Origin of the sequence: Enterobacter cloacae complex sp. P12RS (assembly GCF_014895875.1) — a bacterium.
Classification (GTDB): domain Bacteria; phylum Pseudomonadota; class Gammaproteobacteria; order Enterobacterales; family Enterobacteriaceae; genus Enterobacter; species Enterobacter bugandensis.
This window is the reverse complement of sequence record NZ_JADBQO010000035.1, coordinates 17,685-29,717: the sequence shown is the minus strand read 5'-3', so window position 1 is coordinate 29,717 and position 12,033 is coordinate 17,685. Positions and strand designations below refer to the sequence as shown.

Sequence of the window (12,033 nt, the reverse complement as noted above, 5' to 3'; positions counted from 1 at the left end):
AATCCTACCGTTAGCACAACAACAAAAGTCACCCGGAGGTGGATTGTGAGTGCAGGTCTTATTGCCGGCATCGTGCTGGTGTTCCTGTTATTGGGTTATCTGGTCTATGCCCTGATTAACGCGGAGGCATTCTGATGGCTGCTCAGGCGTTTTTGCTTATTGCCAGCTTCTTAGTGGTATTGTTCGTTCTGGCAAGACCGCTGGGAACGGGACTGGCGCGATTGATCAACAACGTCCCCCTGCCCGGCACTGGAAGCGTTGAAAAAGGGATCTGGCGCGTACTGGGAATCGACGATCGGGAGATGAGCTGGCGTGAATATCTGTTCGCTATTCTGCTGCTGAATATCGTTGGGCTTTTTGCACTTTTTGCCATGCTGATGCTGCAGGGTAGCCTGCCGCTGAATCCGCAACGGTTACCGGGCCTGTCCTGGCACCTGGCGCTGAATACGGCAGTCAGTTTTGTTACCAACACCAACTGGCAGTCCTATGCCGGTGAAACCACGCTCAGCTATTTCAGCCAGATGGCTGGATTAACCGTGCAGAACTTCCTCTCTGCCGCCAGCGGTATCGCGGTAATTTTCGCGCTGACGCGCGCGTTTGCACGTCAGAAAATCGGTACCCTGGGTAACGCCTGGGTGGATCTGACGCGCATTACGCTGTGGATCCTGCTGCCGATTGCGCTGCTCATCGCGCTGTTCTTTATTCAGCAGGGCGCCCTGCAAAACCTGCTGCCTTACGCCCCGTATACTTCGCTTGAAGGAGCAAAACAGATCCTGCCGATGGGGCCAGTGGCGTCGCAGGAAGCCATCAAGATGCTCGGCACCAACGGCGGCGGCTTCTTCAACGCCAACTCGTCGCATCCGTTTGAAAACCCTACCGCCCTGACCAATTTTGTGCAGATGCTGGCGATCTTCCTGATCCCCGCCGCGCTCTGTTTCGCCTTTGGTGATGTGGTCAACGATCGCCGTCAGGGCCGCACTCTGCTCTGGACGATGTCGCTTATCTTTGTGGTCTGCGTAGCGCTGGTGATGTGGGCTGAATGGAGCGGCAACCCCCATTTCATGCAGCTTGGGGCGAACAGCACTATTAATATGGAAGGCAAAGAGAGCCGCTTCGGCATTCTTGCCAGTAGCCTTTATGCAGTCGTCACCACAGCAGCCTCGTGCGGGGCGGTAAACGCCATGCATGACTCTTTCACCGCGCTGGGTGGCATGATCCCGATGTGGCTGATGCAGATTGGCGAAGTGGTGTTTGGCGGCGTGGGCTCGGGTCTGTACGGCATGCTGCTGTTCGTGCTGCTGGCGGTGTTTATTGCCGGTCTGATGATTGGCCGCACCCCGGAATACCTCGGTAAAAAAATCGACGTTCGCGAGATGAAACTAACCGCGCTGGCGATTCTGGTCACCCCGGCGCTTGTGCTGCTCGGCACCGCGCTGGCGCTGATGACCGAAGCAGGACGCAGCGGCATCTTTAACCCGGGCATTCACGGCTTTAGCGAAGTGCTGTATGCCGTCTCCTCGGCCGCCAACAACAACGGTAGCGCCTTTGCAGGCTTAAGCGCCAACTCTCCGTTCTGGAACTGTCTGCTGGCGTTCTGCATGTTCGTGGGCCGCTTCGGGATCATTGTGCCGGTTATGGCGATTGCCGGATCGCTGGTGAATAAAAAAATCCAACCGACCACCACCGGGACGTTACCGACCCACGGCGCGCTGTTTATCGGCCTGCTGACGGGCACCGTGTTGCTGGTCGGCGCCCTGACCTTTATCCCCGCCCTCGCGTTAGGCCCGGTCGCGGAAACTCTCTCTTTACGCTGATTTTGCGGAGTATTTGTCATGAGTCGTAAACAACTGGCCCTGCTCGAACCGACGTTAGTTCGTCAGGCGCTTATGGATGCGGTCAAAAAGCTGAGCCCGCGCGTGCAATGGCACAACCCGGTGATGTTTATCGTCTGGGCCGGCAGCGTCCTGACCACCGCACTGGCGATTGCCATGGGGACGGGTCACATGCCGGGAAACGCGATGTTCACCGGGGCCATCAGCCTGTGGCTGTGGTTTACCGTGCTATTCGCCAACTTTGCCGAAGCGCTGGCGGAAGGCCGGAGTAAAGCGCAGGCCAACAGCCTGAAAGGGGTGAAAAAAACGGCGTTTGCGCGGAAATTACGTGAACCGAAATACGGCGCGCAGATGGACCACGTTCCGGCGGATGAACTACGTAAAGGTGATGTGGTGCTGGTGGAAGCTGGCGACATCATCCCGTGCGACGGAGAAGTCATTGAAGGTGGCGCATCGGTAGATGAAAGCGCCATTACCGGGGAATCCGCACCTGTGATCCGTGAATCCGGCGGTGATTTTGCCTCCGTAACGGGTGGGACGCGCATTCTTTCCGACTGGCTGGTGATCCAGTGCAGCGTCAACCCGGGCGAAACCTTCCTCGACCGGATGATCGCCATGGTGGAAGGCGCTCAGCGCCGTAAAACACCGAACGAAATTGCCCTGACCATCCTGCTGATAGCTTTGACCATCGTCTTCCTGCTGGCAACCGCGACGCTGTGGCCATTTTCCGCCTATGGCGGCACTCCGGTCACCATCACCGTGCTGGTGGCGCTGCTGGTCTGCCTGATCCCTACCACCATCGGCGGCCTGCTGTCGGCCATCGGCGTGGCCGGCATGAGCCGTATGCTCGGTGCTAACGTTATCGCCACCAGCGGGCGCGCGGTTGAAGCCGCCGGTGACGTGGATGTCTTGCTGCTGGATAAAACCGGGACCATTACCCTCGGTAACCGCCAGGCGTCCGAATTCTTACCCGCCCCGGGCGTGGATGAAAAAACGCTGGCGGATGCGGCACAGCTCTCCTCGCTTGCCGATGAAACCCCGGAAGGCCGAAGCATTGTCGTTCTCGCCAAGCAGCGCTTTAACCTGCGCCAGCGCGACGTTCAGAGCCTGCATGCCACCTTCGTGCCGTTTACGGCGCAAACCCGAATGAGCGGGATTAACATTCAGGATCGCATGATCCGTAAAGGCTCTGTTGACGCCATCCGTCGCCACATTGAGGCCAACAATGGCCACTTCCCGCCTGAAGTGGACAACCTGGTCGAAAGCGTAGCCCGTCAGGGGGCCACGCCGCTGGTGGTGGCAGAAGGCGCGAACGTGCTGGGCGTAATTGCCCTGAAGGATATCGTCAAAGGCGGCATTAAAGAGCGCTTTGCCCAGTTGCGTAAAATGGGCATTAAAACGGTGATGATCACCGGGGATAACCGTCTTACCGCCGCGGCGATTGCCGCCGAAGCGGGCGTGGATGATTTCCTTTCCGAAGCCACGCCGGAAGCGAAACTGGCGTTGATTCGTCAGTATCAGGCGGAAGGTCGTCTGGTGGCGATGACGGGTGACGGTACCAACGATGCCCCTGCCCTGGCGCAGGCCGACGTGGCGGTGGCGATGAACTCCGGTACCCAAGCGGCAAAAGAGGCGGGTAACATGGTCGACCTCGACTCTAACCCGACCAAGCTGATTGAGGTGGTGCACATCGGCAAACAGATGCTGATGACGCGCGGTTCGCTGACCACCTTCAGTATCGCCAACGACGTGGCGAAGTATTTTGCCATTATCCCGGCGGCATTTGCGGCCACCTATCCGCAGCTCAATGCGCTGAACGTGATGCACCTGCACTCTCCGGCATCAGCCATTCTGAGCGCGGTGATTTTCAACGCCCTGATCATTGTCTTTCTTATTCCGCTGGCGCTGAAGGGCGTGAGCTATAAGCCGCTGACCGCCGCCGCCATGCTGCGCCGCAACCTGTGGATTTACGGCCTGGGCGGGCTGGTGGTGCCTTTCATCGGTATCAAGGCTATCGACCTGCTGTTGACCCTGTTCGGGCTGGTTTAAAAGGTGAATCAAATGACGATGTTACGCCCCGCTATACTTTTGTTTATTCTGCTGTCTCTCATTACCGGCGGGCTGTACCCGCTGGTAACCACCGCGCTGGGCCAGTGGTGGTTTAAGGATCAGGCCAACGGCTCGCTGATTATACAAAACGGCGAAAACCGCGGTTCACGCCTGATTGGTCAGAACTTTACGGATGCTCGCTACTTCCAGGGACGCCCTTCCGCCACTGCCGAAAGCCCGTATAATCCGATGGCATCCGGCGGCAGTAACCTGGCGGGCAGCAACCCGGAGCTGGACAAAGCCGTCGCTGAACGCGTGGCAACCCTGCGTGCCGCCAATCCTCAGGCCAGCCGCGAGGTGCCCGTAGAGCTGGTGACCGCCTCGGCCAGCGGGCTGGACTACAGCCTGACGCCGGCAGCGGTGGCCTGGCAGATCCCGCGCGTCGCCGCCGCCCGTCAGTTGACCGTCGAACAGGTGAGCAAGCTGGTGGCAGAGCACACGCAAAAGCCGCTGGTCAGCTTCATCGGCATGCCCGTGGTAAATATTGTTGAGCTGAATCTGGCGCTGGACGCGCTAAGGAAAAACTAAATGACCGACGAGCCCATGCGCCCGGATCCGGACAGGCTGCTTGAACAGACGGCTGAAGCCCATCGCGGCAAAATGAAAATTTTCTTTGGCGCCTGCGCGGGCGTCGGGAAAACCTTCGCCATGCTGACGGAAGCCCAGCGGCTTCGGGCGCAGGGGCTCGATATTCTGATCGGCGTGGTCGAAACCCACGGACGCAAAGAGACGGCGTCGCTGCTGAAGGGGCTGGCTACCCAGCCGCCCCGCCGCATCAGCCACCGTGGTCGTTTAGTTACGGAGTTTGATATTGATGCCGCCCTCGCCCGCCGTCCCGCCCTTATCCTGATGGACGAACTGGCGCACAGCAATGCGCCAGGCTCACGCCATCCCAAACGCTGGCAGGATGTTGAAGAGCTGCTCGAGGCCGGCATTGATGTGTTCACAACGGTTAACGTTCAGCATCTTGAAAGCCTGAACGACGTAGTCAGCGGCGTGACCGGCATTCAGGTGCGCGAGACGGTGCCCGACCCGTTCTTTGATTCTGCCGATGAGGTGGTGCTGGTTGACCTGCCTCCTGACGATTTGCGCCAGCGCCTGCACGAAGGCAAGGTTTATATTGCCGGCCAGGCCGAGCGCGCCATCGAACATTTCTTCCGCAAAGGTAACCTGATTGCCCTGCGCGAGCTGGCCCTGCGTCGCACTGCCGACCGCGTTGACGATCAGATGCGCGCCTGGCGTGACCTGCAAGGACAGGAGCGCGTCTGGCACACGCGGGATGCTATTCTGCTGTGCGTGGGCCACGGCAGCGGCAATGAAAAACTGGTCCGCACCGCTGCGCGCCTGGCGGCCAAATTTGGCAGCGTCTGGCATGCGGTGTATGTCGAAACGCCGCAGCTGCACGCTCTGCCCGAAAACCAGCGCCGCGCGATCCTGAGCTCGCTGCGCCTGGCGCAGGAGCTGGGTGCCGAAACCGCTACCCTTTCCGATCCGCAGGAAGATAAAGCCATTCTGCGCTACGCGCGGGAGCATAACCTGGGGAAAATTGTCATTGGCCGCCGCCAGCATCGCCGCTGGTTTAGCCGCGAATCCTTTGCCGACAAGCTGGCCCGCCGCGCGCCGGATCTGGACCTGGTGATCGTGGCACTGGATGATAAACCTGCGCCCCTCCCCAGCCGCGCGCCGGACAGCCGGGCCTTCAGCGATAAATGGCGCATTCAGCTCCGCGGCTGCCTTGTCGCCGTCGTGCTCTGCGCCCTGATCACTATAATCGCCAGCAAATGGCTGATTGCCTTCGACGCGGCCAACCTGGTGATGATCTACCTGCTGGGCGTGGTAGTGGTGGCGCTCTTTTACGGACGCTGGCCGTCGGTACTGGCGACGGTTATTAACGTCATCAGCTTCGATCTGTTCTTTATTGCCCCCCGCGGGACGCTCGCCGTCTCGGACGTACAGTACATCCTCACCTTCGCCGTGATGCTCACCGTCGGGCTGGTGATAGGTAACTTAACGGCTGGCGTGCGCTACCAGGCGCGTATCGCCCGCTATCGCGAACAGCGCACGCGGCATCTTTATGAGATGTCGAAATCGCTGGCGGTAGGCCGCACGCCGCTGGATATTGTGCAGACCAGCGAGCAGTTTATTCGCTCGACCTTTCATGCCAGCAACCTGATTTTACTCCCGGACGAGCACGGCAAGCTGCGCCCGCTGACGTCGGCCTCGGGCATGACGCCCTGGGACGAAGCCATCGCCCGCTGGAGCTTTGATAAAGGGCTACCGGCGGGTGCAGGGACCGACACCCTGCCCGGCGTGCCCTATCAAATTCTGCCCCTGCGCAGCGCCGATAAAAACCTGGGGCTGGTTATCGTGGAGCCCTCTAATCTGCGCCAACTGATGATCCCCGAACAGCAGCGACTGCTGGAGACCTTTACGCTGCTGGTTGCCAGCGCGCTGGAACGGCTGGCCCTCACCGCCAGCGAAGAGCAGGCCCGGCTGGCAAGCGAGCGCGAAAGCATTCGTAACTCGCTGCTGGCGGCGCTATCACACGACCTGCGCACACCTCTTACCGTCCTGTTTGGCCAGTCGGAAATCCTGACGCTGGACCTGGCAGCGGAAGGTTCAAAACACGCCATGCAGGCCAGCGAAATCCGTCAGCACGTGCTCAATACCACGCGTCTGGTGAATAACCTGCTCGATATGGCGCGGATCCAGTCAGGCGGTTTTAACCTCAAAAAAGAGTGGCTCACGCTTGAAGAGGTGGTGGGCAGCGCGCTGAAAATGCTCGAACCCGGCCTCGGTGGGCGGCATATTGCGCTAAACATGCCCGAGCCCCTGACATTAATTCACGTCGACGGTCCGCTGTTTGAACGAGTGTTGATTAACCTGCTGGAAAACGCCGGCAAATATGCGGGTGCCAGCGCCCGGATTGGGGTGGATGCGACGGTGGACGACGACACGCTTCGTCTTGACGTCTGGGATACCGGGCCGGGCATTCCTGCCGGACAGGAGATGGCTATTTTCGAAAAATTCGCACGCGGCAATAAAGAGTCTGCCATCCCGGGCGTGGGGCTGGGGCTGGCGATTTGTCAGGCAATAATTGATGTTCATGGCGGAACCATTTTCGCGGAGAATCGTCCGGAAGGCGGCGCGCGTTTTTGTGTTACACTTCCTCTGGAAACCCCGCCGGAACTGAATGAATTACCAGAGGATTTGTGATCAACGTTCTGATTGTTGAAGATGAGATCGCCATTAGCCGGTTTCTGCGCGCAGCGCTGGAAGGCGATGGTCTGCGCGTTCATGATGCGGGTACGCTTCAGCGGGGGCTAATTGAAGCCGCGACCCGCAAGCCGGACCTGGTGATCCTCGATCTTGGCCTGCCGGACGGTGACGGCATCGATTTTATCCGCGAGGTACGTCAGTGGAGCCAGATGCCGATTCTGGTGCTCTCCGCCCGTACTGAAGAGACGGATAAAATCGCCGCGCTGGATGCCGGGGCGGACGACTATCTGATAAAACCTTTTGGTATCGGCGAGCTACAGGCTCGCCTGCGCGTGGCCCTGCGCCGCCACAGCGCCACCACGCCTGCTGACCCAACCTATACGTTTGGGGATATCCGGGTTGATCTGGCCGCGCGGCGTATTGCGCGCGGTGAAGAAGAAATCCATCTCACGCCAATCGAGTTTCGCCTGCTCGCCGTGCTGCTCAACAACCACGGCAAGGTTCTCACCCAGCGCCAGCTGTTAAGTCAGGTGTGGGGACCCAACGCGGTGGAGCATAGTCACTATTTACGCATATATATGGGACATCTTCGCCAGAAACTTGAAGTTGACCCCGCGCGCCCCCGTCATTTATTAACTGAAACCGGTATCGGTTATCGGTTTATGCTTTGAATAACTATTCAATTTATTTTTAAATAAAAACGAAACCTCTCAGAAAATATTTCATAAATATCCCAACCGTTATTTTTTTGATTATTTACGCTCGCATCAAACATTCACAACACAATCTATTAACGTGACACTAACAATTCAGAATTTTGATCTGCATTATTCATCAAAAACGACTAATTATTTCTGAAATGATCGGTTAATGGTGATCTGCTTCACGGTTAATCGCCTTTGCCTGGATAAAATGACCATGCTTTCAATTACTGAAAGGAAAATGAAACATGGAAAACAACAATCGCTTAATGCCCCATATAAGGCGGACAACGCATATTATGATGTTTGCCCACCGAAACTGCTTTGACTTTCATCTCTTTAATGCCCGGTAGTCCTTCGACTTCTGGCGCACTCGCTTACAGGTTATCCTGAAAAATCTTAACTTACAGGCAATTGCCTGTGAACTCGTGCGCTCATTCATCTTGATTCAGACTCATCCGCACCGGGCGGACTGAATTTCAATCATCAAAAAAGCAATTCACTGATTTTAATCAGCGGCTACCCATTGCTTTTTTTCCGGAAAATTATCGATTTCTTTCTTGCAAGAAATCGAGGGACGCTTATTACCTAAAATAAAGAGAGAAAGATGAAAAATTTAAAAATCGCAGCCAGCCGTGCATGTCCGGACTGCTTTACTACCCAGCGTGAAGTGGTGGATGTCCGCGCTTCTGATTATATTGATGTTGCCGCCATTGTTCTGGCGGTCACGGATATTGCCAGCGGTATTCTGGAAGAAATAGAAGCTACCGGTTTTGGCATTCCCGTATTTGTGGCGACGCACAAAGAAGAGATCATCCCGGCAGATTATTTATCGCGCATTCACGGCGTATTTGAGCATTCAGACACCAGCAAAGACTTTTATGGACGCCAGCTGGAAGCGGCCGCGCAGAAGTATGAAACCCAGCTGCGCCCGCCGTTTTTCCGGGCCCTGGTCGACTACGTGAAGCAGGGCAACAGCGCGTTTGACTGCCCGGGGCATCAGGGCGGGCAGTTTTTCCGCCGTCATCCTGCCGGCAATCAGTTTGTCGATTTCTTTGGCGAGACGTTATTCCGCTCCGATCTGTGCAACGCCGACGTGGCGATGGGGGATCTGCTGATCCATGAGGGCGCGCCATGCATTGCCCAGCAGCATGCGGCGAAGGTCTTTAACGCCGATAAGACCTACTTCGTGCTGAATGGCACCTCGTCGTCCAACAAAGTGGTGCTTAACGCCCTGCTCACCCCAGGCGACCTGGTGCTGTTTGACCGTAATAACCACAAGTCTAACCATCACGGTGCCCTCCTCCAGGCTGGCGCAACGCCGGTCTATCTGGAAACCGCGCGCAACCCGTACGGCTTTATCGGCGGCATTGACGCGCACTGCTTTGAGGAGAGCTACCTGCGTGAACGGGTGGCAGAGGTGGCGCCTGGCCGTGCACGCGATGCGCGTCCGTTCCGCCTGGCGGTGATCCAGCTGGGCACCTACGATGGCACCATCTACAACGCCCGTCAGGTGGTGGATAAGATTGGGCACCTGTGTGATTACATCCTGTTTGACTCGGCCTGGGTGGGTTACGAGCAGTTTATTCCGATGATGGCCGACTGCTCGCCGCTGCTGCTGGAGCTGAACGAGAACGATCCGGGGATCCTGGTCACCCAGTCCGTGCACAAACAGCAGGCTGGCTTCTCGCAGACCTCGCAAATTCACAAGAAGGACAGCCACATCAAAGGCCAGCAGCGCTATGTCCCACATAAGCGGCTCAACAATGCCTTTATGATGCACGCCTCCACCAGCCCGTTTTATCCGCTGTTTGCCGCGCTGGACATTAACGCCCGCATGCATGAGGGGCAAAGCGGCCGCAACATGTGGATGGACTGCGTGGTGACGGGCATTGAGGCGCGCAAGCTGATCCTGGAGAACTGCCGATTTATTCGTCCATTTGTGCCCGAGACGGTGGATGGCCGCGCGTGGGAAAGCTGGGACACGGCAGAGATTGCAACCGATCTGCGCTTCTTCCATTTCGTACCGGGTGAACGCTGGCACGCTTTTGAAGGCTACGCTGAGCATCAGTATTTTATCGACCCGTGCAAGCTGCTGCTGACCACGCCGGGCATTAACGCCCGCACCGGGGAGTATGACGACTTCGGTGTGCCCGCCACCATTCTCGCCAACTTCCTGCGTGAAAACGGCATCGTGCCGGAAAAATGCGATCTCAACTCGATCCTGTTCCTGCTCACCCCTGCGGAGGACATGGGCAAGCTGCAGCAGCTGGTCGCCCAGCTGGTGCGCTTCGAAAAACTGCTTGAGAGCGATGTGCCGCTGAAAGACGTCCTGCCCTCCCTCTACAAACAGCATCCGGAACGTTACGCGGGTTACACCCTGCGCCAGATCTGCCAGGAGATGCACGACCTGTACGCCCGTCACAACGTGAAGCAGCTGCAAAAAGAGATGTTCCGCAAGTCTCACTTCCCGCGCGTGATGATGAACCCGCAAGAGGCGAACTACGCCTACCTGCGCGGTGAGGTCGAACTGGTCTCCCTGCGCGACGCGGAAGGCCGCATCGCCGCCGAAGGCGCTCTCCCTTACCCGCCGGGGGTACTGTGCGTGGTTCCAGGGGAAGTCTGGGGCGGTTCCGTGCTGCGCTACTTTGCCGCGCTGGAAGAAGGCATCAACCTGCTGCCGGGCTTCGCGCCGGAGCTGCAGGGCGTGTACGTCGAGGAGTGTGAGGGTCGTAAACAGGTTCGCTGCTACGTCATCAAACAATCCGCTGCTCAGCCATCGCTGCTGAAAGGAGAAAAATTATGAGCAAGTCCAATAAGATGGGCGTGGTGCAGCTGACTATCCTCACCATGGTTAACATGATGGGCTCCGGGATTATCATGCTGCCCACCAAGCTTGCCGAGGTGGGGACCATCTCTATCATCTCCTGGCTGGTGACGGCTGTCGGATCGATGGCGCTGGCGTGGGCGTTTGCCAAGTGCGGGATGTTCAGCCGCAAGTCAGGCGGCATGGGCGGCTATGCCGAGTACGCCTTCGGCAAGTCCGGAAACTTTATGGCGAACTATACCTATGGGGTGTCGCTGCTGATCGCCAACGTGGCGATTGCCATCTCCGCCGTGGGCTACGGTACGGAGCTGTTTGGCGCGACGCTCAGCCCGGTGCAAATTGGGCTGGCGACCATCGGCGTGCTGTGGATCTGTACCGTCGCCAACTTTGGCGGCGCGCGCATCACCGGACAGCTCAGCAGCATCACCGTCTGGGGCGTGATCATCCCGGTGGTCGGTCTGTGCATCATCGGCTGGTTCTGGTTTAGCCCGACGCTGTACGCCAACTCCTGGAACCCGCACCATGTGCCGTTCTTCACCGCCGTGGGCTCGTCTATCGCCATGACGCTCTGGGCTTTCCTGGGCCTGGAATCCGCCTGCGCAAATGCGGAAGTGGTGGAAAATCCGGAGAAGAACGTGCCGATTGCGGTTCTCGGCGGGACGCTGGGCGCGGCGGTGATCTATATCGTTTCAACCAACGTGATAGCGGGGATCGTGCCAAACATGGATCTGGCTAACTCCACGGCACCGTTCGGACTGGCCTTTGCGCAGATGTTCACCCCGGAAGTCGGGAAAGTGATCATGGGGTTGATGGTGATGTCCTGCTGCGGATCGCTGCTTGGCTGGCAGTTCACCATTGCACAGGTTTTTAAATCTTCGGCAGATGAAGGCTATTTCCCGAAAATCTTCTCCCGCGTGACCAAAGCCGATGCGCCAGTGCAGGGTATGCTGGCAATTGTCATCTTCCAGAGCGGATTATCGCTAATGACCATCAGCCCGTCGCTGAACAGCCAGTTCAACGTGCTGGTCAACCTGGCGGTGGTGACGAACATCATCCCGTATATTCTGTCGATGGCGGCGCTGGCGATCATTCAGAAGGTGGCGAAGGTGGATCCGCACAAAGCGCGAGTAGCGAATATCGTGGCGCTGGTTGGGGCGATATACAGCTTCTATGCGCTCTACTCGTCCGGCCAGGAAGCGATGCTGTACGGGGCGATAGTGACCTTTATGGGCTGGACGCTGTACGGTCTGGTGTCGCCGAGATTTGAATTGAAGAACAAACACAGTTAGGTAAAAGCAAAACGGCAACCCTGAGGTTGCCGTTTTTAGTGTTTTCTCCCTCTCCC

The 12,033-nt window shown here is 57.8% G+C and carries 9 protein-coding genes; all 9 read left to right on the top strand.

All coding sequences use genetic code 11. The annotated features are described in order from the left end of the window. Positions 1–45: 45 nt before the first annotated feature. The 9 genes from kdpF (at position 46) to potE (ending at position 11,977) form a co-directional block, all read left to right on the top strand. Positions 46–135 carry a K(+)-transporting ATPase subunit F gene (kdpF, locus tag IM284_RS18465; protein ID WP_014069365.1) on the top strand — a complete coding sequence of 30 codons (90 nt, stop codon included), beginning with the start codon at positions 46–48 and terminating at the stop codon, positions 133–135. Beyond that, entirely contained in the window at positions 135–1,814 is a 1,680-nt protein-coding gene (gene kdpA, locus IM284_RS18460) for a potassium-transporting ATPase subunit KdpA (RefSeq protein WP_047367742.1), read from the top strand. The genes kdpF and kdpA overlap by 1 nt, the downstream gene beginning before the upstream one ends. A gap of 18 nt (positions 1,815–1,832) precedes the next feature. Further along, complete coding sequence (gene kdpB, locus IM284_RS18455) at positions 1,833–3,881, top strand: potassium-transporting ATPase subunit KdpB (protein WP_028012370.1); 2,049 nt, start codon at positions 1,833–1,835, stop codon at positions 3,879–3,881. Positions 3,882–3,893: 12 nt separating this feature from the next. Beyond that, positions 3,894–4,469 carry a potassium-transporting ATPase subunit KdpC gene (gene kdpC, locus IM284_RS18450; protein WP_045261086.1) on the top strand — a complete coding sequence of 192 codons (576 nt, stop codon included), beginning with the start codon at positions 3,894–3,896 and terminating at the stop codon, positions 4,467–4,469. Then, complete coding sequence (kdpD, locus tag IM284_RS18445; protein WP_193055861.1) at positions 4,470–7,157, top strand: two-component system sensor histidine kinase KdpD; 2,688 nt, start codon at positions 4,470–4,472, stop codon at positions 7,155–7,157. Next, positions 7,154–7,831: a two-component system response regulator KdpE gene (gene kdpE, locus IM284_RS18440; RefSeq protein WP_047367740.1), complete on the top strand. Its 678-nt coding sequence runs from the start codon at positions 7,154–7,156 to the stop codon at positions 7,829–7,831. Before kdpD ends, kdpE begins: the two co-directional genes overlap by 4 nt. A 278-nt stretch (positions 7,832–8,109) precedes the next feature. After that, positions 8,110–8,214 carry a leader peptide SpeFL gene (gene speFL / locus IM284_RS18435; RefSeq protein WP_003858645.1) on the top strand — a complete coding sequence of 35 codons (105 nt, stop codon included), beginning with the start codon at positions 8,110–8,112 and terminating at the stop codon, positions 8,212–8,214. 254 nt (positions 8,215–8,468) lie between these two features. Further along, on the top strand, positions 8,469–10,667 hold the full coding sequence (gene speF, locus IM284_RS18430) for an ornithine decarboxylase SpeF (RefSeq protein ID WP_047367739.1): 2,199 nt from the start codon (positions 8,469–8,471) through the stop codon (positions 10,665–10,667). Beyond that, positions 10,664–11,977, top strand: a complete 1,314-nt coding sequence (gene potE / locus IM284_RS18425) for a putrescine-ornithine antiporter (protein ID WP_045630860.1) — start codon at positions 10,664–10,666, stop codon at positions 11,975–11,977. Before speF ends, potE begins: the two co-directional genes overlap by 4 nt. Positions 11,978–12,033: the final 56 nt, after the last annotated feature.